At 42.8% G+C, this 24294-nt stretch carries 27 protein-coding genes; 20 read left to right on the top strand and 7 right to left on the bottom strand.

Annotation, left to right across the window (positions count from 1 at the left end):
- Window positions 1–65 precede the first annotated feature (65 nt).
- From RXV91_RS08850 to RXV91_RS08835, 4 genes are all read right to left on the bottom strand, one after another.
- The gene (locus RXV91_RS08850) at window positions 66–359 is read right to left on the bottom strand and encodes a hypothetical protein (protein WP_076661208.1); all 294 of its coding nucleotides are present in this window, start codon (window positions 357–359) and stop codon (window positions 66–68) included.
- 51 nt (window positions 360–410) lie between these two features.
- Window positions 411–593, bottom strand: a complete 183-nt coding sequence (locus RXV91_RS08845; RefSeq protein ID WP_063485328.1) for a hypothetical protein — start codon at window positions 591–593, stop codon at window positions 411–413.
- A 235-nt stretch (window positions 594–828) separates the two neighbouring features.
- Window positions 829–2262, bottom strand: coding sequence for a DHA2 family efflux MFS transporter permease subunit (locus RXV91_RS08840; protein ID WP_316439569.1), 1434 nt, complete (start codon window positions 2260–2262; stop codon window positions 829–831).
- Between the two features lie 303 nt (window positions 2263–2565).
- Window positions 2566–2982 (bottom strand): Zn-Finger Containing protein, encoded by a 417-nt coding sequence (locus RXV91_RS08835; RefSeq protein WP_316439568.1) that lies wholly within the window; start codon window positions 2980–2982, stop codon window positions 2566–2568.
- 130 nt (window positions 2983–3112) lie between these two features.
- Here RXV91_RS08835 and RXV91_RS08830 point away from each other — a divergent pair, with 130 nt between their 5' ends.
- From RXV91_RS08830 to RXV91_RS08795, 8 genes are all read left to right on the top strand, one after another.
- Window positions 3113–3385, top strand: coding sequence for a hypothetical protein (locus RXV91_RS08830; protein ID WP_316439567.1), 273 nt, complete (start codon window positions 3113–3115; stop codon window positions 3383–3385).
- A gap of 197 nt (window positions 3386–3582) precedes the next feature.
- Window positions 3583–4011 carry a CopY/TcrY family copper transport repressor gene (locus tag RXV91_RS08825; protein WP_316439734.1) on the top strand — a complete coding sequence of 143 codons (429 nt, stop codon included), beginning with the start codon at window positions 3583–3585 and terminating at the stop codon, window positions 4009–4011.
- Between the two features lie 318 nt (window positions 4012–4329).
- A complete protein-coding gene (locus RXV91_RS08820) occupies window positions 4330–6369 on the top strand; it encodes a heavy metal translocating P-type ATPase (RefSeq protein WP_316439566.1) in 2040 nt (679 codons plus the stop codon).
- 96 nt (window positions 6370–6465) lie between these two features.
- Window positions 6466–7452, top strand: coding sequence for a choloylglycine hydrolase family protein (locus tag RXV91_RS08815; protein ID WP_316439565.1), 987 nt, complete (start codon window positions 6466–6468; stop codon window positions 7450–7452).
- A gap of 289 nt (window positions 7453–7741) precedes the next feature.
- The gene (locus tag RXV91_RS08810; protein ID WP_316439564.1) at window positions 7742–8419 is read left to right on the top strand and encodes a VIT family protein; all 678 of its coding nucleotides are present in this window, start codon (window positions 7742–7744) and stop codon (window positions 8417–8419) included.
- Window positions 8420–8444: 25 nt separating this feature from the next.
- Complete coding sequence (locus RXV91_RS08805; protein ID WP_033610122.1) at window positions 8445–9143, top strand: VIT family protein; 699 nt, start codon at window positions 8445–8447, stop codon at window positions 9141–9143.
- 381 nt (window positions 9144–9524) lie between these two features.
- Window positions 9525–10433, top strand: coding sequence for a DMT family transporter (locus RXV91_RS08800; protein ID WP_316439563.1), 909 nt, complete (start codon window positions 9525–9527; stop codon window positions 10431–10433).
- Between the two features lie 84 nt (window positions 10434–10517).
- Window positions 10518–11153: a uracil-DNA glycosylase gene (locus RXV91_RS08795; protein ID WP_316439562.1), complete on the top strand. Its 636-nt coding sequence runs from the start codon at window positions 10518–10520 to the stop codon at window positions 11151–11153.
- Window positions 11154–11343: 190 nt separating this feature from the next.
- Here RXV91_RS08795 and RXV91_RS08790 read toward each other — a convergent pair whose 3' ends face one another.
- Together RXV91_RS08790 and RXV91_RS08785 are read right to left on the bottom strand one after the other, a co-directional pair.
- Window positions 11344–11802 (bottom strand): GNAT family N-acetyltransferase, encoded by a 459-nt coding sequence (locus RXV91_RS08790; RefSeq protein WP_316439561.1) that lies wholly within the window; start codon window positions 11800–11802, stop codon window positions 11344–11346.
- 892 nt (window positions 11803–12694) lie between these two features.
- Window positions 12695–12838, bottom strand: coding sequence for a hypothetical protein (locus RXV91_RS08785; RefSeq protein WP_003639947.1), 144 nt, complete (start codon window positions 12836–12838; stop codon window positions 12695–12697).
- Between the two features lie 165 nt (window positions 12839–13003).
- On the opposite strand from RXV91_RS08785, the gene RXV91_RS08780 reads away from it, so the two are divergent.
- From RXV91_RS08780 to RXV91_RS08740, 9 genes are all read left to right on the top strand, one after another.
- Window positions 13004–13642, top strand: a complete 639-nt coding sequence (locus tag RXV91_RS08780; RefSeq protein ID WP_316439560.1) for an SDR family oxidoreductase — start codon at window positions 13004–13006, stop codon at window positions 13640–13642.
- A 479-nt stretch (window positions 13643–14121) separates the two neighbouring features.
- A complete protein-coding gene (locus RXV91_RS08775) occupies window positions 14122–14460 on the top strand; it encodes a hypothetical protein (protein WP_316439559.1) in 339 nt (112 codons plus the stop codon).
- A 95-nt stretch (window positions 14461–14555) separates the two neighbouring features.
- A complete protein-coding gene (locus tag RXV91_RS08770; protein WP_316439558.1) occupies window positions 14556–14999 on the top strand; it encodes an Hsp20/alpha crystallin family protein in 444 nt (147 codons plus the stop codon).
- A gap of 234 nt (window positions 15000–15233) precedes the next feature.
- Window positions 15234–15740, top strand: a complete 507-nt coding sequence (locus RXV91_RS08765) for a putative immunity protein (RefSeq protein ID WP_316439557.1) — start codon at window positions 15234–15236, stop codon at window positions 15738–15740.
- A 35-nt stretch (window positions 15741–15775) separates the two neighbouring features.
- Window positions 15776–16141 (top strand): hypothetical protein, encoded by a 366-nt coding sequence (locus RXV91_RS08760; protein ID WP_316439556.1) that lies wholly within the window; start codon window positions 15776–15778, stop codon window positions 16139–16141.
- A gap of 68 nt (window positions 16142–16209) precedes the next feature.
- A complete protein-coding gene (mutY, locus tag RXV91_RS08755; RefSeq protein ID WP_316439555.1) occupies window positions 16210–17310 on the top strand; it encodes an A/G-specific adenine glycosylase in 1101 nt (366 codons plus the stop codon).
- 90 nt (window positions 17311–17400) lie between these two features.
- A complete protein-coding gene (locus RXV91_RS08750) occupies window positions 17401–17724 on the top strand; it encodes a hypothetical protein (protein WP_316439554.1) in 324 nt (107 codons plus the stop codon).
- A 267-nt stretch (window positions 17725–17991) separates the two neighbouring features.
- Window positions 17992–18366 (top strand): DUF488 family protein, encoded by a 375-nt coding sequence (locus tag RXV91_RS08745; RefSeq protein WP_316439553.1) that lies wholly within the window; start codon window positions 17992–17994, stop codon window positions 18364–18366.
- Between the two features lie 207 nt (window positions 18367–18573).
- Entirely contained in the window at window positions 18574–18978 is a 405-nt protein-coding gene (locus tag RXV91_RS08740; RefSeq protein ID WP_316439552.1) for a Spx/MgsR family RNA polymerase-binding regulatory protein, read from the top strand.
- Window positions 18979–19132: 154 nt separating this feature from the next.
- Here RXV91_RS08740 and RXV91_RS08735 read toward each other — a convergent pair whose 3' ends face one another.
- Window positions 19133–19633 (bottom strand): phosphatidylglycerophosphatase A, encoded by a 501-nt coding sequence (locus RXV91_RS08735; protein ID WP_316439551.1) that lies wholly within the window; start codon window positions 19631–19633, stop codon window positions 19133–19135.
- A 184-nt stretch (window positions 19634–19817) separates the two neighbouring features.
- Between RXV91_RS08735 and RXV91_RS08730 the strand changes: the two genes are divergently transcribed.
- The 3 genes from RXV91_RS08730 (at window position 19818) to RXV91_RS08720 (ending at window position 24262) form a co-directional block, all read left to right on the top strand.
- Window positions 19818–20732 carry an alpha/beta hydrolase gene (locus tag RXV91_RS08730; RefSeq protein WP_396426761.1) on the top strand — a complete coding sequence of 305 codons (915 nt, stop codon included), beginning with the start codon at window positions 19818–19820 and terminating at the stop codon, window positions 20730–20732.
- Window positions 20733–21020: 288 nt separating this feature from the next.
- Window positions 21021–22403: an amino acid permease gene (locus RXV91_RS08725; RefSeq protein ID WP_316439549.1), complete on the top strand. Its 1383-nt coding sequence runs from the start codon at window positions 21021–21023 to the stop codon at window positions 22401–22403.
- A 434-nt stretch (window positions 22404–22837) separates the two neighbouring features.
- Window positions 22838–24262 carry a Na+/H+ antiporter NhaC family protein gene (locus RXV91_RS08720; RefSeq protein ID WP_316439548.1) on the top strand — a complete coding sequence of 475 codons (1425 nt, stop codon included), beginning with the start codon at window positions 22838–22840 and terminating at the stop codon, window positions 24260–24262.
- The last annotated feature ends 32 nt before the right edge of the window (window positions 24263–24294 follow it).

Here is a 24294-nt window from a genome sequence, read left to right as displayed (position 1 = left end):
AAAGTGCAAAAATGCAGACTAACCACTTTTAACCGGGTAGCCTGCATTTTTGCGTTCCATTAAGTTTAATAGCCAGCTTGATGATATTGCTTGCTTAACTGGCGTTCTAAGCTAAGTAAAGTCAGCGGACTTAGCCGCCGTAACTGATCAGAGTGATAGCGCATGACTAATTGTTCGGGACTATTGATTGTAATACTAGTGACGCCGTTTAGGCCTTGAAAAGCGCTTTGAATGGCCTGCTGGAGCTCGGGATGTTGGGGCCAGATAGGGGAGGTCAGCATAACTAGACCATGTTCAGGATGTTGATACGTGATCTGATATTTGTTGAGATAACGTTGAAACATGTCTTCTGGGTTCATGAGCAATTCCTCCTCGGATTGGTTACTAGTAACGGTGAGCCGCAGTTTAGTTTATAACCCAAACCAGACGACCCAAACAAAAAAGCCAGCCAGGCACAATAGCGCAATACCAATGAGTGCCCAGATCGTACCGTTCAGCTTTTTGGTGTGGTGATAGTAGTAAATACTGAGTATGCCACACAGTATGACAAGAATGATGCTGGTGCCAATAATTAAACCAATTGTCAATTCCATAAATTACTTTCGACTCCTCATATTATCATTTTAATTGTGCATTAAAATGCGATAAAGTGCAATTATTTATCAGGATTCTTAGTGTGGTAAGAACGCTAAGCATTGCATGGTGACTGAGTAGTCTTGGGTGGCTTGCTGATGAGAAGCCACCCAAGACTACTTCAATGATAATCGATCGTAAAATAAAAAAACTAGGCTGCTTATGATTAACAGCGCTAGTTTTGATTAATGACAGTTAGTTAGTCGTTTTTTTAGACAAACGGGTTGCAAGCAACAAACCGGCGAGCGCTAAAATAAACGTAAAGTAGAACCCGTAATGGGCACCGTTGACGAACGCGCTAGCAGCTTGATGACCCCCATTGGCGTAGTAAGAAGCTTGGCCAATGCCTAATAAGCTCGTTGCAATTGCGGTTGAAATGGCACCAACGACTTGCTGTAGTGTGTTCATGATTGTACTACCATCGGCGGCAATTGGTCCCGTTAAGGAATTTAAACCATGCGTCTGTGAAGGGGACATCGCTAATGGCGCCCCAATCATTAAGATAACGTGGGCCAAAATAACGTACCACGTTGCACTCTGCGTGGTTGTCAGTGCCAACATGAGGGCACCAACCATTGAAATCAAGAACCCCAGCATTGCTGGAGTGCGGGCGCCAATCGAGTCATATAAGCGACCCGAGACGGCCGATACAATTGCGTTCATCAAGCCACCGGGTAACATGATGACCCCAGTCAAGGCAACGGGAATCAACAGCCCCTTTTGAATGTACATTGGGAGTAAATACATGGCTGATAAGATAATCCCAAAGTTAATCATAACGAGGCAAGCGCCAACCCGAAAACCAGGGATAGCAAATGTCTTAAGGTTCAGAATTGGCGATTCCATGGTGAGTTGTCGATGGGCATACCAAGTCAGAATAACCAGTCCTAAAATTAAGGCACCTAGTACAGCGGGCGACCCCCAACCTTGATCACTAGCAAGACTGACCCCAACAACGAGGCTACCAAAGCCAACCATTGAGAGCAGAATAGATAAAAAGTCCACTTTAGGCCTTGTGACCTTTGCAATATTCTTAAGTGAAGTGATTGCAAAGATAAAGGCGATAATCAAGAATGGAATGAAGAGCCAAAAGATCCACCGCCATGAAGACAAGCCTAAGATGGCTCCAGCAATCGTTGGACCAACGGCCGGTGCGAACATGATGACTAAGCCGACCATCCCCATAGCTGCACCTAATTTGTAGGGTGGAAAAATTTGCATGGCCACCGTAAACATGAGTGGCAAAATCAGACCGGTTGCGATACCTTGAATCATCCGACCGAATAATAAGGCGCCAAAGCCCGGCGCCAAAGCTGAAATGATTGCACCAACCGCGAAGTCAATCAAGGCGAATAAAATCACTTGACGAGTCGTAAACCATTTGGTGATTAAGCTAGATAATGGGAGGACAATCCCAATCATTAACATGTAACCGGTTACTAACCATTGCACAGTTGCTGTTGAGACGTGTAACTGTGTCATCAATTGAGGTAGCGCGATATTCAGTGACGTTTCACTAAACATTCCGACAAAACCACCAATTAACATTCCCATCATAGCTAGCATTGGATGGGTAACGGGAACCCGGGCCCGTTGTTTGGTCTGCGAGTTACTTTGTGCTGAATCCATTATATTGTTCACACTCACTTTCCTTAATACAATGGGTTAGCATACCAGAAAATTAATTTTTTCGTAAGTGTTTTTTCTGAAAGCTGATCATTAATTTACGGTAAATAAAAAGGATTGACTGATTGTCTTCTCGGTAGTTAGGACTTTGACATATTGTGATTAGACACGAAACCGGTTCCCAAGCAGCTGATACTTGGGAACCGGTTTGGCTCTAAATTGAGTTATAAGCGTTGATTTGGTTAGGAATGATGGCGGAAATGCACAACGATTTTAGACCATCTAAAAGTTTTCCGGAGAGGAGCGCTACACCTTGGCCTCGAATTGATGACCACATTGAGGACAAGTTATCCGAACGTGACCGTGGTGGCGTGGAATGCGAATCCGTTGGTGACACTGTGAACAGCGGAAAAAGCGGTATTGCCAATGCTGTTTGACTTGGTGTTTTAACCGACTGAACGGCCGGACAAGCGGTAACCATAAACGCTGAAAGCCGCGATTGATCGCGACTTGTCGATAAATTTGTTTGGAAAATAAGCGCCAGTAGCTGATACCGATGAGTAGCACGGCAATTAGGACTAGCCAGCCGGTGCGAATAAAAAAACTGATGACGATTAGTAGTAAAGCGAGATTGTTTAAAAAACGATTTAACGGATCGTTTTGACCGTACCGACCACGCATCCATGATTGTAATCGTTGTAATAGTTTTGAGTTTGGTTTCAAGTACTGAACCCCCGTCACTAAAATGATTAATATTTAGTAGCATAACATAGTTTTTCAACAGATAAATAATACCTGTTTGTGCCACTAACGGTGTATACTTAATTATATTATAGTAAATAGAGGGAAAAACATGTCAACACAATCACAAATCACGCAAACGCAGGTGCTTGATGCCATCAGTCGTGCAGCGCTGATGCTCGAGCGACAAGATGCAGCGCAGAGCGGGTTACAACTGTTGCTCAATGAATTTCGGCGGAGTTTATTGCAGACGAGTGGACAGGCTGCCACGACGGTGCTATATCATGGCAAGATCAAGAGCTACCTATTACAACATCCGAGCAATTATCCAGATAGCGTCGTGGCGTTATCAGCATTATTAGATCATTTTGTTGCGGCTCAGTAATTAGGGCCGCTTTTTTGCGCCAATAAAGTTATTAACCTAACTAGTGATGATTTGGGTAGTGGTTAATGGCAGTCAATGTTGATATTAGAAAGAAAATTGCGCTATGCTAGATGGTGAACCGTGCGAGGGTGATAGTTGCTTTTTTGCGTTTACGGTTGTAAACTACAGTTAATTTAATTCGAAGGGTGGTCAAACCATTGGAAGCACAAACTAAAATTGAAATCAGTGATGCCGAATGGGAAGTCATGCGGGTTGCTTGGACGTTGGGCAATGTCACGAGTAGTCAGGTCGCTGAGATCATGGCGGATAAGATGGGATGGAAGACAGCAACGGTCAAGACACTGCTGGGAAGGCTCGTCAAAAAAGGTGCGTTACGTGCTGAAAAGAATGGTCGAGCGTTCAATTATTATCCAATGGTTGAGGAACAGCCATCGATGGATGAAGCCGTGGGCACCCTATTCGGCCATTTATGCCAGATGCGCGTTGGTCAAACGCTGGTAGATCTTGTTAACCAAACGGAATTGAGTCAAACGGATATCGCCGCTTTACAGGCAGTGTTGGCAGAAAAAGCCAAGGATGCGCCGGAAATGGTGGAATGTGATTGTGTCCCAGGAACGCGTTGCTAATGTGGTTATAAATGAATATTGAAGTAACACTGAATGTCATGTTTGGACTTTTTTAATCTGAACATGACTTTTTTGAGGTTAATGATTTTAAAGATACTTGGCTAACTGATTATGGGAGCATGCTTGCAGGCCTTAATCGGGGATCATCAGTCATAGCGCGTCCAATGGAAGGGGGTTACCTTCAAGATAGGATATTCAGAAAACACATGAATGATGACAAAAAGTTAAAAGTGTTTTTCTTGACTTTTATCGTCTACAACTGTAAACTTTAGTCACAAATTACAGATGTAGACAATCTGGTTAGGGGAGGTCGTTACTATGAAAGACATGGATATGCAACACATGCATCACCATGATAAAAATGACATGGGTGATATGGATATGGGTAACGGTGAGATGATGCACATGGGTAATCTCAAGTTGAAATTTTGGGTGGCGTTAGTTTTGACGATTCCGATTATCATTATGAGTCCGATGATGGGGGTCAATTTGCCATTTCAAATCGTTTTTCGGCCGTGGTCTGATTATATCGTTGCGATTTTAGGCACGATTTTGTTCCTCTACGGTGGTCAACCATTTTTCAGTGGTGCTAAGGCGGAAGTGAAGAACCATAAACCAGCAATGATGACGTTGATTACGATGGGAATTAGCGTTGCGTATGTGTATAGTATTTATGCCGTGATAGCTAATGACTTGTTAAATGCCAAACCAATGGTAACAGATTTCTTCTGGGAACTAGCGACTTTAATTGTCATTATGTTGTTGGGTCATTGGATTGAAATGAATACGGTGATGAATGCAGGGTCAGCGGTGGACAAGCTGGCAAAATTGCTACCAAGTACAGCGCATAAGTTAGTTGATGGACAAATCCAGGACGTAGCGATTGCTGATTTGGCCAATGGCGATCAGGTTCAAGTCCGCGCTGGTGAACAAATTCCCGCTGATGGCACGGTTTTAAGTGGGACAACTAGTGTTAATGAAGCGATGGTCACTGGTGAAGCTAAGTTAGTTGAAAAACGAGTTAAGGATCAAGTCGTTGGTGGGTCAGTTAATGGTGATGGTACTTTTGAGATGCAAGTCACTGGAACTGGTGAATCAGGCTATTTGGCACAGGTTATGAAGTTGGTCAGTGACGCTCAGGCGGCCAAATCATCGCAGGAGAACATGGCAGACAAGGTAGCAGGACTGCTATTCTATGCTGCGTTGACCGTGGCAATTGTTGCCTTTATCGTCTGGTTGCTTGTTGGTAATTTAGCGCTAGCGTTATCGATTGCAGTGACGGTTCTCGTAATTGCTTGTCCGCATGCCTTAGGATTAGCCATTCCATTAGTGGTTGCGCGTAGCACAGCGATTGCGGCTAGTCATGGATTATTGATTCGTAATCGTGACGCAATGGAACAGGTTAAAAAATTGAACTACGCTTTGATGGACAAGACCGGAACCTTGACGGCCGGTAACTTCAAGGTTGCTGATTATCAAAGTAGTGTTGACCAATTAACTGCGGAAGATGTCCTGGCAATGATGGCTGGTTTGGAAAATGGCTCCAGTCACCCCTTAGCCGTTGGTATTCTGGCTGCGGCTAAGGAACATCAGCTGACGCCAAAGAACAGTAAGAATGTTCATCAAATTACTGGTGTTGGACTAAGTGGTACGATTGATGGTCAGTCGTATGAAATCGTTTCAGCTGCTTATCTTGACAAACAAAATTTAGCTTATGACCAGCAAACGTTTGATAAGTTAGCGAGTGCGGGTAATTCGGTCAGCTTCTTGATTCAAGATCAGACAGTTCTGGGATTTGTTGCTCAAGGTGATCAAATTAAACCGGAAGCTAAGAATTTAATCGATAGTTTGCAGGCCCAACATATTACACCGGTGATGTTAACTGGCGATAACCCGCAAAGTGCGCAAGTAGTTGCCAAGCAACTTGGAATTACTGAGGTTCACGCGGGCCTATTGCCTGAAGATAAAGCGAAGTTAGTTCAGCAATATCAAGCTGACGGTAGTCATGTCATGATGATTGGTGATGGTGTTAACGACGCGCCTAGTCTTGCGCGTGCTGATATCGGGGTTGCGATTGGTTCTGGGACTGACGTTGCTATTGATTCAGCCGATATCGTTCTCGTTAAGAGTAATCCTAACGATGTGGTGGATTTCTTAGCCTTAGCACGGCAAACAACGCGGAAGATGGCGCAAAACTTATGGTGGGGTGCTGGTTATAATGTGATTACGATTCCATTGGCAGCCGGTATTCTAGCGCCAATCGGTTTTATTCTAAACCCAATGTTTGGTGCAGTAGTCATGTCATTAAGTACGATTATTGTGGCGATTAATGCCATGACATTACGGTTAAAAGATTAAAACAAACTGATTAGTGTAAAATAATTCGTGCAAATGTGTGTTTCTGATAGATTTAGATGCTAGAATAATAGTATTTAAATCAAGGATGTGAAACCCATGTGTACTAGTTTAACAATTCAAACCACGGCGGGTGATCAGTTTTTAGCACGCACCATGGACTTTGCTTTTGAACTTGGTGGTCGGCCAGTGGTCATGCCACGGAATCACCATTTTGATAGTGTTACCAATGCGAATGGTTTTGATAGCCCCTATAGTTTCGTCGGGACGGGCCGTGATTTAAACGGTTATATCTTCGTCGATGGGGTCAATGAGCATGGGGTTAGTGCTGCAGCACTCTACTTCTCAGGACAGGCCCATTTTACTCAGCAGACTAAGGTTGGCAAGGTTAATTTGGCCTCCCATGAAGTATTGATGTGGATCTTAGGCAATGTTAAGAGCACCGCTGAATTGGGTGAGCGCTTAGCTGACTTGAATGTGATGGAAGCTGCTGCGCCACTATTGAACATTGTGGTGCCATTACATTGGATTATTAGTGACAAGAGTGGTTCGACCTATGTATTAGAGTTAGAAGAAGACGGTGTCCACTATATGAAAAATCCGGTGGGGGTTATGACGAATACTCCAGATTTTGAATGGCACCTCAAGAATTTGAGCAACTATGTTAACTTACAACCTGACCCGCATCCCAGTCGGCAGTACGGTGATCTGACCGTCAATGCTTTTGGTCCCGGAACTGGTGCACTGGGAATGCCAGGTGATTATACGTCAGTTGCGCGTTTCGTTCGAACTGTCTTTATGCGTCAGCATACTGATAAAGTGGCGACGGATGCGGAAGCTGTCAATGCGTTATCACACATGCTGAATTCAGTTGAAATTCCTAAGGGTGTCAAGATGCAAGCTAATGGGACACCAGATTATACCCAGTATCGTGCCTACATGAGTATGAATGAACCAGCATTTTACATGCAACCATACGCAGATCAGACGATTACACGGGTTGCATTGACGCCAGAGCTAATGACGGCCGCACAGCCGATTGAATTTGAATTAAAACCGACACAACAATTTAATTTGGCAAACTAAGTAGGTTGGAAAGATAGTTTACTTTGAAGTGAGCGCAGTACAGTTAGCAATAACAATTGCTAACTGTACTGCTTTTTTGTTAATTCATGCATTTGATAGCGCTTTTGATTAAATAGTAATATTAATCAAGATAAACCTTAAGAATAAAATAGTGGTAAACTATATTATAGTTTAGGCGTACATAACTTATACTTGATAATGATTACAAATAAGACTTGCAATTGTTTCTTAAAAGATATAACATTTACTAGGTAATAATGATTATAAAGTATTCATGGAGGCGGCAATCATGAAAAAGAAAATGTCCTTGGCACAGCGGGTCAATATTTTACGAGCAAGTGTCATGGGGGCAAATGATGGTATTTTATCTGTTGCTGGCATTGTTGTGGGCGTTGCGGGGGCGACGACCAATAGTTTTTCCATTCTAATTTCTGGATTAGCCGGGATGCTGGCCGGAACGATTTCAATGGCTATGGGTGAATATGTCTCTGTGAATACGCAAAAAGATTCGCAGAAAATGGCGATTACTAAGCAGAAGGCCGCGTTAACTGATGATTATGAGGCTCAGGCGACACTAGTCGTACAGAAGTATGTTGATCAAGGAATCAGCGAACCGTTAGCGCGTCAAGCAACGCAGGAAATGATGGCAGAAGATGCATTGACAACTACAGTTCGTGAGCGTTATGGCTTTAATCCCAATCAGTTTATCAGTCCTTATGCTGCTGGAATTGCATCGATGATTGCTTTTCCTACGGGCTCGATTCTACCGCTAGTTTCAATTACCTTTTTCCCGCCACGGATAAAAGTTTTAGCGACAGTGATTGCTGTCGGAATCGCATTAATGATTACAGGTTACGTGGCGGCAATGCTTGGCAATGCCAATCGCCGACGTGGGATGGTTCGTAATGTGGTCGCTGGGCTATTAACGATGATCGTAACGTACTTTATTGGTCACTTGTTTGCTTAATTAATGGGTCAAGGGGAGCGAGTTTATGCAACTGACAAAAACAAAATCTGAGAAGACTAAACAAACGATGGATGAAAAACTAAATTCATTACGTGCGGGTGTCTTGGGTTCGAATGATGGTATTTTAACAGTTGTTGGGGTGCTGTTTAGTGTGGCGGCAGCAACGACTAATCAATTTACAATTTTTATTGCTGGTTTGTCTGATTTATTAGCATGTGCTTTTTCAATGGCATCGGGAGAATATGCATCGGTCAGTACACAAAAGGATACTGAAAAGGCCGTTGTGGAAAAAGAACGGCAGCTACTGAAAACTGATTTTGAGGGCGAATTACATGCTGTTCAACGTCATTATATGACGCTTGGTGTGAAGGAAGACACGGCGATGGCGATTGCTCAAGATTTATTATCCAAAAAGCCGTTGGCCACGATGGTCAGCATTAAATATGATATGCAATTGGGACACTATATGAACCCATGGGATGCGGCGTTTGCATCGTTATTTTCGGCGTCAGCAGGGGGCGTCTTTCCATTAGTTGCGATGACGTTCGCGCCCGCGCATTGGCAGTGGCCCGCGACGATTATCGCGGTATCTGTTGCCGTCGCCCTAACAGGATATTTATCAGCCGTACTCGGTAAAGGCAATGTTAAAACGGCGGTAATTCGCAATGTCTTAGTTGGGATTGTGACGATGTTCATTCACTATTACGTGGGGACACTCTTTTAAAGTTCAAGCGACAAGTGGCTGTTATGAATATAAACCTTGCTAGCATGCAGATTAAAGCTACTACCAAGGATGGATTCTTATGCCGTTTGGTTCTTGGAAACGCGTTTTAGATAGCAACGAATGTAATCTTAACTAAAGCTGGCGCGGTTAACAACGACATGGTTAACCACGCCAACTTTAGTTAGTATTGATTTCCGAGCGTTGACACTACATTACAGTAAAAAGATTCGGATTCTGCGATGATCAGTTGGCATAAACGTTAATTATGATAAAGATTACTGAAACTTCCTAAAAAACAAAGCTTGATTTTCAGTGAGTTTTAATTAAGTCTCGGTATAATATTGCCATTAATTAAATTGAGGTAGAGCGAAATTGAAAAATATGACAACTAACCGTTATATGAAGGGCATCATGTGGGCGATGCTGGCTTCGACCCTGTGGGGGATTTCGGGTACGGTGATGCAGTTTGTATCACAAAATCAAGCCATCCCAGCCGATTGGTTCTTGTCAGTAAGAACCTTATCAGCGGGCGTTATTCTGTTAGCTATCGGATTTGTTCAACAGGGCACCAAGATTTTTAACGTGTTTAAATCATGGGCTTCAATTGGACAATTAGTCGCGTATGCAACAGCTGGCTTAATGGCGAATATGTATACTTTTTATATCAGTATTGAAAAGGGAACGGCCGCTGCTGCTACCATTTTGCAATACTTAAGTCCACTGTTCATCGTGTTAGGAACGTTGTTGTTTAAACGAGAACTTCCTTTACGAACTGATTTGATTGCTTTTGGAATTTCTTTGTTAGGGGTGTTCTTAGCAATTACTAAGGGTAATATTCATGAATTAGCCATTCCCATGGATGCCTTGGTTTGGGGAATCCTTTCTGGGGTAACGGCAGCCTTATATGTGGTCTTACCACGAAAAATTGTTGCGGAAAACTCACCGGTTGTGATTCTCGGGTGGGGAACGTTGATTGCCGGTGTCTTATTTAATCTCTATCATCCAATTTGGGTGGGGGCACCAAAGATTACACCAACGCTAGTGACTTCAATCGGGGCGATTGTTTTAATTGGGACAATCTTCGCTTTTTTATCCTTATTGCATAGTTTACAGTATGCGCCATCTGCAGTTGTTAGCATCGTTGATGCGGTTCAGCCGGTGGTGACATTTGTTCTGAGTATCATCTTCTTAGGTCTAAAAGTGACCTGGGTCGAAATTCTCGGATCAGTGTTGGTAATTATCGCCATCTATATTTTGCAACAGTACCGAAGTGATCCAGCTAGTGATTAAAATTTAACGTTTAGTGACAATGTCTATTAGATATCGTTACTAAACGTTTTTGTTAGAATAAAAGTATTAAAGGGGGGAATAATAATGGCAACGTTGTTAACATCGAAGCAGCAGCGCTTTGGACGGCAACTAGTCCAGCGATTTGATCAATTAGAAGGGTTTGTCCCGGGCGAAGGGCCCCATAATCCAGTATTCGTACTTATTTCCGAAGCCCCCGGGCGAGTTGAAGTTCAGGTGGGCCATCCATTTCAAGGGCCTGCGGGAACGGAATTAGATCGTTGGCTGACGTTGCTGGGATTAACCCGCTCCCAGGTCTATATGACCGGTGCTGTTCGTTCACGACCATACTTGATTGGTAAGACAGGATTAAAACGTGATCGTCGGCCAAGCCGGGCCGAAATCATTGCGAGTGCGCCATTATTAGATAGTGAACTGGCACAACTTAAAGATCATTTACTAGTTCCGCTAGGTAATACAGGACTACAGCGATTATTGGGACGGCAACAGAAAATTGGTGCCGTACATGGTCAGTTGTTACGGATGCCAATTCAGGGGTGGGACGAGGAACGGCAGCAGTTTACGCGCACCGCGACAACCTATCCGATTTTTCCGTTGTACCATCCTTCGTACAGCCGCAGATTTAACAAAATGGTCCCAGTGGTAAATCGGGATTTGGCTAGGTTAGACGCAATTCTAAGTCAGAATGGAGCAAAAAAATAATTTGAATAGCTATAATAACCAACGCATGGCTAGGTCATTAAGTCAGAAGTCGGACGCACGTATCAATAATGATTGAAACAAAAAACGAGTTTCAGAAATGAAAATTTCTGAAGCTCATTTTTTTGGACGATATTTTGAATTCAGCACTATTATTTTGATTGTTGAGTTGAGGCGATGCTTAGAAGTAGGGCTACGCTAACACCAGTTTTCGGGCTGGGGCGTGCATCTTGATTACTTCAGCACCAAGGTCGGTATAAGGTTGACCTTCAGCGATTAGTCCAAATTTTTCATAGAATTTTTGGGCATGCGTTTGAGCATCAATTTCAATGGTAGCTGTACTGTAATGGACTTTAAGAATAACCATGACGTGATTCATGAGCTGTTTGCCAAGTCCAGTGCCACGATAACGACTATCAGTTGTAATGCGGCCGAAAGAAACGACGCCTGCATGTTCATAAATCCGCGCGTAAGCGACTAGTTGGCCTTGATCATAGGCGAAAATATGACGGGCATCTAGATCGGTATCATCAGGATCTTGGTAAGATCGAACTTGTTCTTTGACAAAGGTCTTAGCGCGTAGCTGATAGATATCATGAAGTTGAGTGGTGGTTAGACCAGTAAATTGTTTAATATACCATTTTAGATTCAAGTGAAGGCCTCCTTGAAAACTAGCGTCTAAATCGCCAGTTGTTTTCAAATTAAGACTATAATTTAACACCTGAATTTTAGGGCGTCAACTGCAAAGACCTTTGATTTGACGCGGATGAGCTGGCCTGGTCAGAATGAAAAAAAGCATGAGATTGAATTGTTCACAATACCACGAAATTAGTAGATTAATGCTTAGCTATTGTTAGTTTACTATCTGGATATTATCATTTTTCTCATAATTAATATGGATATGCGTACTGCTAGTTAATCTGTCATGAATCATGATCAAAATGGGCTGTTCCTTAAATTCAAAGGTAGCCAGCTTAGACCCGCTGTAAAAAGTTCGAATTAGCGTAAACTTTTTTTGAGTTCATCCTATAAAGACCTCCAGGTATTTCTGACAATTGCTGGAACGCGATGGACACAGATTTAAGCCGAAACCCACGTCTTAAATACTGGTCTTCCACTAATCAAGCCAACAATGCTTGCTAAGTAGAAATTCATCGCTGAGCATTGTCAGATCTGCCTTCCAGTCGGAACAGCATTCGAAAGGCAGATATTGGCGGCCCTAAAGTTAGTTAAACTAGTCGTTGTTAAATACGGTAACAGCTTTGAGATTCGGTGATAGGGTTGATAATAACTGCAACCATTCATTTAGCTCTCAGTTACTACGTTAATATTAAATGCTTGAAACAGACAATTTACACTGACGTGGGGAAAATGACAGTCAAGTATGACTCACATTCAGCGACTAGTTTCACGGTAATGACTAGAGCACGTTCCCGTTTGTTAGCACAATCTCTTTCAGTGGTGAGTTGTCATAACTGACTTTTTAGGTAAAACAAAAAGGACGAAACCAATGTCTCGCCCTAACTGAAGAATCACGCTAATTATTAGCTATTAGATAACTTTTTAGCATCTTCATCGATCGTTTCGAAACCGGAAACGCCACTCTTCTTCTTTGGATGCTTTGCACGTTCTTCTTCGGCTTTTTGAATCATAGCCTTCTTTTGTTCCTTGCTAAGCTTTTGTGCCATGATTATCGCCTCTTTTATCTTGGCCAACGAAGTAAAACTTCGCTACAAGTTCATTATAGGTCTAAATTCAAAAAGTAGCACAAATTTAATCGATTTTTTTTGAAACTGCTTACTTGAATTCTGTAATTATTAAGTTTACAGTTAGGATGTTCAGGAGGGGATTACATGACAAAAGTATTAATCTTAGGGGCAGCGGGCCAAATCGCCCGACTAGCCGAACAACAATTTTTAGCCGATACGCGCGATAATTTGACACTTTACTTACGTAACAGCAGTCGAGTTGCAGACCTACAATCCGATCGGGTAACGATTATCGATGGTGATACAACCGATGAAGCTAAATTAACGCTGGCAATGGCTGACCAAGACGTCGTTTATGCCAATCTTGCCGGTCAAAATATCAAGCAGCAGGCCGAAACCGTCTTAAAGGCCATGCATGCAAGTGGTCTCAAGCGGCTTATTTGGATTTCAACGCTAGGTATTTACGATGAGGTCCCTGGTAAATTCGGCCAATGGAACAATTCGACATTGGGGAGTTACTTGACCCAGTACTATGATGCAGCTGAAGTTTTGGAAAACTCTGATCTCGATTACACCATTATTCGGCCCGCATGGCTAACCAATAAAGATGAAATCGACTACGAGACAACCCAGCGTAACGAACCATTCAAAGGTACTGAAGTTTCACGCAAAAGTATTGCGGCACTCGTTGTCAAGTTGGTTCAAGATCCAACAAGCGGTATTCGGTCATCTTTGGGTGTTAACAAACCTAATACCGATGGCGACAAACCGGCTTGGTATTAATTCGTTACAATAACTCTAATCTTAAATAACTAACACCACTGCTGCACCATTGCCGACAGTGGTGTTTTTGGCTAATTGTAACTAGTAAAATGTCTGTTCATCAAGCATGCAAATGTCATCCCGACTGAAAGGTGTTTTTATCAATGTTCAGCACTTCAAGTGTGGCTGTTTCAGTCGGATTGGGACTCCATATCAGTCTAGAGTACTATCGTGGACGTTTTAGCCTGACTTGAAGACTTTTCGACAGTATCGTCTAGAGGTCGGCAGATTCACTAGCCAAGCAAGTTTACGTTAAATGAAACTTTTCCAGCGGGTCTAAGCTAGTTGCTTTTGCGCATAATAACCGGCCTGTTTTAATTATAGTTAATCTTAATGATAATTGGCACAGCGCTTAGGTAGCTAGCAAGTGCTGTCCATTTAAATAGCTGTCTGATAAGTCTTGCAGTATAATAGCGGTAATTAAGATGGGGGTGACACGAATGGATCAATTTACAGCGTTCATGGCACAGCTTGATACAGTATTGGCGCAAGAAAAGCTACCATCCACAGACTTAGTCTATGTGCCGGTAACCTTTAGCTTTCATGATCAACACTTACATGTTGCCATCAATATGTTACAGACTTCGTTTAATCAAGGTGATAATACGTTTGGGGTGCCGGATATTTTAGATCGGATTCGGATGCTAGTCGGACTGGAATTGGCCGATCGTCCCCAGTCACGTTGGCCCACTAAGTCGACAACTCAAGCATTAACAATTACGCCATACAAAATGGTCAGAGTGATTCCAGTTGACATGCGGGCTTACCGAGTGAATTAATTTAGCACTCACTTATATCGAGTGCTAAATCGTTGCAATCTTGCTAAAAGTGCTTATTATTAATGATGTAAACAAATTGAAAGGGTGATTGTATAATGGCTAACGATATGATGAATTGGCACAATGATTTATTTGATCGGTTGAATGATTGGACTAAGATGGATGATTTAGTAAATGGGTTGGGACGAACAATTCTAAACACTGGTAGTCATGGATCGGTACTAAAGACTGACATTAAAGAAAATGATGACCAGTACACTATGAAAGTTGACGTTCCGGGAATCGATAAGCAAGACATTGCCTTGAAGTATCGTGATGGGACCTTATCAATTGCTGTCAAACGGGATAGTATTAGTGATGAAAGCGATAAGGATGGGAATATCATTGCTAGTGAACGACAAACCGGACGTTTTGGCCGGCAGTACGCCTTACCAGATGTCGATGTTGATAAAATCGAAGCGCACTATGAAAATGGCGTGTTGCAATTAACGTTGCCCAAGAAAGCTGCGGCTGATACCCATCATATTGAAATTCAATAATGGTTTTCAAGACGACTTGCCAGTAATTAAATGGTAGGCCGTTTTTGGTTGTTATTATCAACCATGAAACGGTTACAAAGGTTTGTAAATTTTTTGTGAAATCTGGAAGCAGATACTCACATATTTGCCAAATATCTGGTACAATTTAATCCTATCGATATGTCGATGGGCCTAAATATTGAGCATAATTAGGTTAGTATAGTTGTTGGATTTGTAAGAAAGTAGGAATGCGTGATGACGGAAGGTTTTAGACCGAGTCACCCTAAGATTGAGATTGACGATGACCCTGGAATACGGGGCCAAATCGAAGCTTTGACTGGTGAACTCTCACAACAACAATTGGCTAAATGGGCGTTAATTATCGCTAAGAAAGCCTTGCAGTATGTTGATAATCAACAGAAATATGATCGGCAGTTGCGACTCGCAATTGATGCTAATGAATTGTGGCAAGTTAATCTGGTTAGTGGTTACCAAGTGCGCCAAGCTTTGGCGCGGCTGACTAAGTTAAGTGCGACAACAACAAGTTCAATTGGTGCAGCTGCGTTGGATTGTGTTCGATGGGCGGTAGCGTCGGCTGATGCGGATGAAAATGCGCTACGGGCTTCGGATCAAGCGATTAAATTGATTAATTTAACGCAACCGAATAATACTGCGGCAGTTACGGCTGAACGGCAATGGCAGTACGATCAGTTAGCTGAGTTAGCAGCTAATATTCAGCAGGGGTTACGCCGTATGCTATAATCTTCACAGAGATTAAAATAGGTGGGGATATTTTTATGGCGACGGTACATGCAAAAGCTAAGACGGAGTTGTTACGTCAGTATCAAGAAATTGTAACGAAGTATTTGACTAATATTTCGGAAACGGTGGATGTTAAGGCGCATTTTGAATTGAAGAATGAACCAGGATTTAATTATTTTGTTGATTATTTGTTTCTGGCCAATGTTTGTTACCAAGCGAGTCTTGATATTTTAAACAACGAGGATCAAAAGTACCCAGAAATTAATAAGCAACTAGCAACGGTCATTTTAAAATATCCAGAGTATTTAACATTGGCGGTTTTTAACGCCGATTTTCAAGATGAGAGTGTTACTGATCACTATGAAAAGACGTTAGTAGATCTGGCAAATACTTTGGACTAAAGATTAGTAAATAGACGGTCACGAACTTCGAAGTAACGAAGAATCGTGGCTTTTTTTGGAGGATTAAGATGATTGAATGGGATGCGGCAACAATTAAAGATTTTCAGACCACGTTATTAGACTGGTTTGACCGAGAGGGCCGTGACTTGCCTTGGCGACATGATCATGAGCCTTACCATGTCTGGGTCTCTGAGATCATGCTACAGCAGACACAGGTGCAGACAGTGATTCCATATTATCAACGGTTTATGAAGCTTTTTCCAACGGTTGCTGATTTAGCTGCTGCCCCGGAATCGCAGTTATTAAAAGCTTGGGAAGGTTTGGGCTATTATTCACGAGTTCGCAATATGCAACGGTGTGCGAAGCAATTGTTAGCAGATTATGATGGTCGGTGGCCGCAAACCGCTGCTGAGTTAACTGAATTAATTGGTATTGGACCGTATACGGCGGGAGCCATTGCCAGCATTGCGTTTAATGAACCCGTTCCGGCCGTAGATGGTAATGCTTACCGTGTCTTTAGTCGTTTACTTAAGATTGATGCTGATATTGCTAAACCCCAGACGCGGGCCCTGTTTGAACACGTCATTAGTCAGATTATTTCACGTGAGCGCCCAGGGGATTTTAACCAGGCCATTATGGACTTAGGGTCAAGTTACATGACTGCTCGACAACCGGATACGGCTCATTCGCCAGTAAAACGATTTGATCAAGCTTATCTGGATGGGGATGAACTTGCCTATCCGGTCAAGACTAAGAAACCCCGACCTAAGCCAGTCGCTTATGTGGCGGTATTGGCTAAGATGCAAGATCGTTGGCTGATGACCAAACGACCTAGTAATGGGATGCTTGCTAATTTGTGGACAGTCCCACTGATCCCAATTGCCGATTTGGGTCTGGACGATGATTACCAGTCGACGGACTTAGTGGCCGCGGTAGAAAATTATTTTAAGCGGGAGTACCAGCTACAATTAACGGCCCAATACCTTGCTGGCCGGCCAGTCACGCATACATTTACACATCAGAAGTGGACGATTCAAGGCTTGAGTGGCCAAGTTATGTTAAGTGACTTAGCATACTTTGCAGGTCAGACATTTACACTATCCGAGCGGCAACGACTCCCGATGCCTAAGGTTCAAGAGAAGATTTTTTCTCATTATGAGACTGATTGATTCAGTCAATATTAAATACCTTTCACCCTTCAGATATGCTATGGTTGTGGTAGAATATAGCCAAATTAATATTGTGACGGAGGGTCGCGCATGTTAAATGTATTTGATATCGTTAAGTTAACAAAGATAGACCATAAAGAAGTTGACAGTAATCAAGTAGTTGTTACGGATGGTAATGGCAAACCAAATGCGATTTTAACTGAACTATTGAATGATGTAGTGGGTAATATGCGAATTTTTATTAACATGGAAGACGTATATTCGGTCGATGATTTAATGCACGCGTTGGCCGCACACACGCCGTTGCCACAAGATGTTTTAGAAGAATACGAAAAGGTATTGCGTGAACCGATTTATAACCTCAACTTTGTCCCTAAGCGTGGGCAGGTTGAGGTTGTGATTGGTGAAGGTTAACACGCCTGTATCGATAATATGGTAGCTAGTTGAGCTACGGAAACAAATTTCAGGGGCCGTCATGGACCTGAAATTTTTTTGCTTTCATGTCATGGTGAAGATTAACGGTTTGATCGAGAAAAACTGTGGGCGCAGGAAAGGGTTGGTTGGATTTAACGTTCTTAACACCTGCGTTATAATAAAGTTAGCTTATGGTCAAGTAGCATGATATGTTATTGTAGATGATCATGAATCGACAACTATAACGATCAAGTAGAGGGTGTTTTAATGCAATTGAAATTGGAACGGATTTATGCGAAACCAGTCGATACGAATGGTTATCGATTGCTAGTAGATCGGTTGTGGCCTCGTGGTATTTCAAAGGCCAATGCTCAGTTGGACGATTGGGTTAAAGAAATCGGACCGTCCACGGCGCTTCGTAAGTGGTTCAATCATGAGTCGGCTAAGTATCCAGAATTTGTTGCCCGCTATCAGGCGGAACTAGATGCAAATCCGCTGACAGCCAGCTTTATTAGCCAAGTTGCCGAACAACTTACCAAAACCAATGTGATTTTATTGTTTGGGGCTAAGGACGAACAGCATAATCAAGCAGTGGTACTACGGGACTGCTTGATTGCTAGTGGTCAATTACCAACGTTTTAATATAATATTTTAAATATTGGTATAGATTAAATGTGAATAGTCCTTACAATAAACTGCGCTTATCAAATTATTTTAATTATTTTTTGAAAACGCTAGCAATTACTGTTGAATTTTGCTATGATTGTGTTGTTAATTAATGACGTCAACTATTACAGTGCACAATAATGGGGGCTGCATTGTTAGGCAAGCAAGATTGGGGATAATGTTATGATAAACTTATGTGTGTTACCAAGTACCGCAAGTTGTCGCAAGGCCCATCGTTGGCTGCTTGAGCATCGAATTCCATTTCACGAACGGAATATGAACGCCCAGCCGTTAACGGAAACTGAGATTAAACACCTGCTACAGTACACGTACAATGGCATTGATGATTTAATTAGTACTAAATCTAATGCTTATCACCAACTGAGCAAGACGACACCGATTGAAGATATGCCATTAAGCGAAGCTGTTCGGGTGTTAAGCCAAACACCGCAATTATTGCGGCGGCCAATTATTTTTGACGATCACCGACTTCTGTGCGGCTTTAACCAAGATGAGATTCGGATGTTTATTCCACGTGAACAGCGCGTACTCAAGATGCAAGCAATGTCACAGCATCAAATGGCTTAAAGTTACCGGCTTATGAGTGGCTGCCGTAGCTTTTGGGTGAACCATAATAGAAAAGGCGTCGTTACCTGTCATCAAAAACTGATGCGAACAGGTAACGACGCCTTTTACTATTATTAATTTAATTAATTCTTAGCGATAGCGAAAAAATAATCTATTAGGCATACTTATGGGCAATTTTAGCCGCGACGGCTGCTGCAATTGCACCAACCAAGTCATCGATAAACGTGTTAACAACCCCCGACTTATCGGTATCGAGTTTTTTAATAACCCCTTCCTTAACTTTATCAACATATCCATAGTTAGTGACGCCGATTGTACCGTAGATATTAGCCATATTGAGCGCTAACCCTTCATCAACACCGAAAACACCTGCATCGCTGGCAATAATTGACTGGAGCGGCTCGCTTAATTGTTCTTCAGTTGCCAGTCGGTCTAGTTCTAGTGCGACCATTGCATTGTTCAGTAGTTCGCGCTTATGCAAGACTTCTTGAGTTTCCCTTTCACACTCTTCAATGGTTAGGTTAGGAACATACTTTGTTTGTAAATTATAGGTAATGTGGGCAATTTCATGATAAGTAATCCCTTTTGCGGCTAAGGCCTGAATGACGAATTCATACGCGGCCTTGTCGGGATATTTAAACGTTGGTTTTTCCATAATGATCCTCCAAAAATGAACGATTTGATTAGGTTAGTTATTTAACCCAATAAATCTATTATAACGAGATTGGTGTGGAAAGAATATTATTTGGTTGCAATGGGAACTGTATATAGCTAACAAATTATGAAATGGATTGTTGGTTATTTCAATTCAAACGCGTAAAATAAAACGGGTAAACATAATGAAGGGTAAGATAATTTTGATGAAACGTTGGCGAACGGTGATTCAATTGTTATTGATTGTTTTTGTTATCGGTGCGGCTGTGATTTTAGTTGGGGCCCGGAATCATGATACCAAGATTACGAAAATAACGAGTCAATTGACACCGCGTTCTGCACGAATATTAAAGAATCAATATAACCAGTCAAAGACAGCGACGGTCTTTTTACATGGCTACAATGGTGGGGCGTATTCGACGAACTATCTGATTCGTAAAGCCGAAAAAGCGGGGGCTGCCCAAAAAGCGTTAGTGGTGCACGTGTACAAGAATGGTGTGATGGCCTTTAAGGGTTACTGGCAAAAGTCAATCAAGAATCCGATGGTTCAAGTTGTTTTTCAAGATAATCACGCCTCACAAAAAGCACAGATTTATTGGCTACACCAAGTCTTAGTCCAACTAAAAGCGAAGTATGGCGTCAAGGCTTATAATGCGGTTGGTCATTCCCTCGGGGCCAATGATATTGTTAATCAGGCGCTGAAGTATGGGTATGACAAGCGCTTACCAACGTTGAATAAAATCGTGACGATTGGCGGACCGTTCGATGGCCTGACCGGGTTTCTGAGCACGCAGACGGAAAGCGCGGTTCGGCAATTGAACGTTAAACCAAGTCGCTTCACGAAGCACTTTTCAGAAATGCTCAAGTATCGACATAATTTTCCGGGCAACGTGAAACTGCTCAACGTCTATGGGGATACAAATACGGGGTATAACAACGATGGCTTTGTGGGTGTCGCCTCAGCGCGCTCAATTCGGTACTTGTTGCGCGGAAAATTAGCACAGTATCAAGAAGCTTTCTACAGTGGGGAACAGGCGGCGCATTGCGCGTTGAATCAGAATCCAAGTGTCGCTCACAAGATGATTGCCTTTTTGTGGTAAGTGTTATTGTGTCAGGATTGGTTCATTAAATAAATAGCGGTCGTTCGGGTAAATACCCGGGCGGCTTTTTTCGTAGCGCCAAATTAGGCGGTCAAGCGCAGCAACCACAGCTTTGGTGGCGCTTTCAATAAGGAGAACAGCTTTAGAAAACAAAGTATTGCGACCCATTCATCGTTAAAAACAGGAGTTAACAGTTAAAAATCGCAATTAAGTGAAAGCTAGGGCGTGCTATAATGACACAACATTAAGGTTTAACAACAAAGTCATTAAAATTTGTGGAGGAATCTTATGAAAATAACTAATGCTGATGGCACAATCCGGGCGCTTAGTAACCGGCATGTCCAAATGATTGCAATTGGTGGCACGATTGGGACAGGATTATTTCTTGGTTCAGGGAGTACGATTTCAAAGACGGGACCGTCAGTCATGTGGGTGTACTTAGTGTTGGGCTTCTTCTTCTTTTTAATGATGCGGGCAATTGGTGAGATGTTCTATTCTGATCCTACCCAACACACATTCGTGGCGTTTATTTCCCGCTATTTGGGACCGAGTGTCGGTCATTTTACAGGGTGGACCTATTGGATCGGTTTGATTTTTGTCTGTATGGCTGAACTGACGGCCACGGCCACTTATGTCAAATTTTGGTTACCAAATGTCCCCGCCTGGCTAATTGAGATTAGCTTCCTGTTAATTTTGGCGGGCGTTAATTTAACGGCTGCACGGTTATTTGGCGAAGCAGAGTTCTGGTTTGCGATGATTAAGATCGTCGCAATCATTGCACTGATTGTCACTGGTATTTTCATGATGGTGGGACATCATCCAACCCCACTAGGCCAGGCTTCAATCGGCAATTTGTTCCATAACTATCAGGTCTTTCCCAATGGGCTAGCTAACTTTATCTCAGCATTTCCAATGGTCTTCTTCGCTTTTCAGGGCATTGAATTTGTCAGTATAACGATTGGTGAGGCCAAGAACCCCCACCGCGTTATCAAAAAGGCGGTCAATGAAACTTTGTTGCGGATTTTGTTGTTTTATATTGGTGCGTTAATTGTCATTATGGGCATTATTCCGTGGACGTCACTGTCACCCGATAGCAGTCCGTTTGTGCAAGTTTTCAAGTTGGCAGGGTACCCAGCAGCGGCCGCAATCATTAACTTTGTCGTCTTAACGTCGGCAGCCTCATCACTAAATAGTTGTTTGTTCTCAGCTGGACGTCACTTCTATCAGCTAGCCACTGAAATGCCAGTTACGAGTCGCATGCACCAAATCTTTGGTCGGATTTCGAAAAGTGGTGTGCCGGCAGCAGCTATCGTGTTGTCCGTGGTACTAGTACTAGTGACCCCCATCATGAGTTTAAGTGCTGCAACGACGGCAGTTTTTACCGTCGTGACTGGGATCTCTAGTGATATGTACCTGATTGTTTACACGCTGGCGATGCTGGCCCACCGGAAGTACCGGCTATCTAATGATTATCTGGCGGATGGGTTTAAGATGCCGGCGTATCGAATCACGAGCCCACTGACGATTGCCTTTTTTGTTCTCATTTTTGCTAGTCTATTCTTCATTCAAGCTGATATTGTCGGTGCAATCGGTGCGATTATTTGGACGTTATTATTTGGTGGCATCACTTTTGCCCACCAAGCGCGCTTGCGAGCTGTAACGAGGTCGTAGTCTTAAAATGAGAATTATATTATAAAATGGCTTGACGATGATAAAAGATGGTGGTATTGTTAATCACAAGTTAATAACTGTACGATAACGTTACATCAAGTAGACATAGTGGTAGGTGTCAGGAAGCCGGTGGTTGCTGCGAACCGGTCAGCTACTATGATTGAAATACGGTAACCGAGTTTCGACTGAACGGATAATAACTAGAACCGTTATCTTCTAGTGAGTGGTGGATTAAGTGTCAATAATCCGCAACCTGGGTGGTACCGCGACTAGTCTAATCGTCCCTGTTGTTCATATGAACAATGGGGACGATTTTTTTGATGAAGAGGATGAGAATAATGACAAATCAACGCTGTGGTGGGATTGCACGATATTAAAATTTTAATGATGAATATGCGTCACTGGAATTTTATCAATCGAAGGGGTAATAAATTATGAACAAAACAAAAGCACCACAAATTAGTACCTTAGAAGCAGTCATTGTCTTACTGGTCGTCCTCGGAATTATGAGTGCGGGTGTGATTGGTTGGGGATTATCGCCCCAAGTTCCCGTATTACTCGCAATGGGCGTTGTCACTTCTTGGGCGATGTTGCGCGGTTTTCCATGGTCAGCAGTTAATGCCGGGATTAAAGAGGGCATTGATAAAGGGATCGTGCCAATCTTCATCTTTATTCTCATTGGTGCGATGATTTCAACTTGGATTGCGGCGGGAACGATTCCCACACTCATGGTGATTGGATTCAAAATCATTAATATTCAGTGGTTTTTGCCATCAGTCTTTATTGTTTGTACCCTAGTCGGTGCGGCGGTCGGCAGTGCCTTTACGGTAACATCGACGGTCGGAATTGCCTTTTTCGGCATGGGCGTGACCGTGAATCTTAATCCAGCCTTAGTTGCCGGTGCAATTATCAGTGGTGGAATCTTCGGCGATAAATTATCACCATTATCAGAAACCAATAATTTAGCTTCAGCCGTAGTGGATACCGATCTTTTTACGCACATTAAGCATATCTTGTGGAGCACGCTACCGGCCGGGCTCATTTCATTAGGCTTGTTTGCTATGCTGGGGCACAGTAATACGGAGACAAGCTTAGCCAAGATCAATCAAACAGTTGCGGTTTTAAATGGTCATTTCAGTATCTCAGCCTTGGCATTATTACCAATCGTCTTAGTCTTCATTTGTGCCGGGTTTAAAATGCCAGCCATTCCAACGATGCTTTTAAATATTTTTATTTCGGCGGGCTTGATTCTATTTGAACAGCCTGAGTTATCACTGGCGAAGTTAACCGCCATTATTAACACGGGATTTGTTTCGAAGACGGGGAATACGAGTGTTGATACGTTGCTTTCACGGGGCGGAATCGTCAGCATGATGAGCATGGTCGCGTTAATTGTGGTTACGCTATCCTTAGGAGGATTGTTAGTCAAGTTTGGACTGATCAATCAAATTATGACCCCGGTTGCTAAGCACTTGAATAGCGATGGCAAGTTAGTATTGGCGGGTGTATTAACTTGTATTGGTGTCAACGTGTTTGTTGGTGAACAATTTCTTTCGATTATCTTACCAGGGCGCGCTTTTCGCCAGGCATTCAATGATGGTGGCTTATCCGGAAATACACTGGGGCGGGTCCTTGAAGATGGCGGTACGGTGATCAATTACCTAGTCCCGTGGGGCGTTGGCGGCGTCTTCCTGACGACGACGCTGGGAGTACCGACCGTCCAATACTTACCGTTTGTTTTCTTTAGTTTACTTTGTCCAGTTATCTCGGTAATCAGCGGTTTCACTGGTGTTGGTATGGCGCACTTGAATCAGCGAACTGCAGTGAAAACTAAGCATGTGACCGCGACGGAGGTTTAATCGTTGGTCGATCAGTTCACTTTAGGGAAGGT

The sequence above is a fragment of the Lactiplantibacillus sp. DA1 genome (assembly GCF_032681335.1).
Taxonomy (GTDB): Bacteria; Bacillota; Bacilli; order Lactobacillales; family Lactobacillaceae; genus Lactiplantibacillus.
Note: the sequence above shows the minus strand (reverse complement) of the source record. Positions and strands in the feature narration are given on the sequence as shown.

Coding starts and splice junctions, on each gene's coding strand:
- RXV91_RS08815 (WP_316439565.1), top strand. CDS start 6,466: ATGTGTACTAGTTTAACAATTCAAACCACGGCGGGTGATCAGTTTTTA.
- RXV91_RS08805 (WP_033610122.1), top strand. CDS start 8,445: ATGCAACTGACAAAAACAAAATCTGAGAAGACTAAACAAACGATGGAT.
- RXV91_RS08720 (WP_316439548.1), top strand. CDS start 22,838: ATGAACAAAACAAAAGCACCACAAATTAGTACCTTAGAAGCAGTCATT.
- RXV91_RS08750 (WP_316439554.1), top strand. CDS start 17,401: ATGTTAAATGTATTTGATATCGTTAAGTTAACAAAGATAGACCATAAA.
- RXV91_RS08845 (WP_063485328.1), bottom strand. CDS start 593: ATGGAATTGACAATTGGTTTAATTATTGGCACCAGCATCATTCTTGTC.
- RXV91_RS08810 (WP_316439564.1), top strand. CDS start 7,742: ATGAAAAAGAAAATGTCCTTGGCACAGCGGGTCAATATTTTACGAGCA.
- RXV91_RS08735 (WP_316439551.1), bottom strand. CDS start 19,633: ATGGAAAAACCAACGTTTAAATATCCCGACAAGGCCGCGTATGAATTC.
- RXV91_RS08830 (WP_316439567.1), top strand. CDS start 3,113: ATGTCAACACAATCACAAATCACGCAAACGCAGGTGCTTGATGCCATC.
- RXV91_RS08785 (WP_003639947.1), bottom strand. CDS start 12,838: ATGGCACAAAAGCTTAGCAAGGAACAAAAGAAGGCTATGATTCAAAAA.
- RXV91_RS08745 (WP_316439553.1), top strand. CDS start 17,992: ATGCAATTGAAATTGGAACGGATTTATGCGAAACCAGTCGATACGAAT.
- RXV91_RS08850 (WP_076661208.1), bottom strand. CDS start 359: ATGAACCCAGAAGACATGTTTCAACGTTATCTCAACAAATATCAGATC.
- RXV91_RS08770 (WP_316439558.1), top strand. CDS start 14,556: ATGGCTAACGATATGATGAATTGGCACAATGATTTATTTGATCGGTTG.
- RXV91_RS08765 (WP_316439557.1), top strand. CDS start 15,234: ATGACGGAAGGTTTTAGACCGAGTCACCCTAAGATTGAGATTGACGAT.
- RXV91_RS08795 (WP_316439562.1), top strand. CDS start 10,518: ATGGCAACGTTGTTAACATCGAAGCAGCAGCGCTTTGGACGGCAACTA.
- RXV91_RS08740 (WP_316439552.1), top strand. CDS start 18,574: ATGATAAACTTATGTGTGTTACCAAGTACCGCAAGTTGTCGCAAGGCC.
- RXV91_RS08800 (WP_316439563.1), top strand. CDS start 9,525: ATGACAACTAACCGTTATATGAAGGGCATCATGTGGGCGATGCTGGCT.
- RXV91_RS08820 (WP_316439566.1), top strand. CDS start 4,330: ATGAAAGACATGGATATGCAACACATGCATCACCATGATAAAAATGAC.
- RXV91_RS08730 (WP_396426761.1), top strand. CDS start 19,818: ATGAAGGGTAAGATAATTTTGATGAAACGTTGGCGAACGGTGATTCAA.
- RXV91_RS08775 (WP_316439559.1), top strand. CDS start 14,122: ATGGATCAATTTACAGCGTTCATGGCACAGCTTGATACAGTATTGGCG.
- RXV91_RS08840 (WP_316439569.1), bottom strand. CDS start 2,262: ATGGATTCAGCACAAAGTAACTCGCAGACCAAACAACGGGCCCGGGTT.
- RXV91_RS08725 (WP_316439549.1), top strand. CDS start 21,021: ATGAAAATAACTAATGCTGATGGCACAATCCGGGCGCTTAGTAACCGG.
- mutY (WP_316439555.1), top strand. CDS start 16,210: ATGATTGAATGGGATGCGGCAACAATTAAAGATTTTCAGACCACGTTA.
- RXV91_RS08780 (WP_316439560.1), top strand. CDS start 13,004: ATGACAAAAGTATTAATCTTAGGGGCAGCGGGCCAAATCGCCCGACTA.
- RXV91_RS08760 (WP_316439556.1), top strand. CDS start 15,776: ATGGCGACGGTACATGCAAAAGCTAAGACGGAGTTGTTACGTCAGTAT.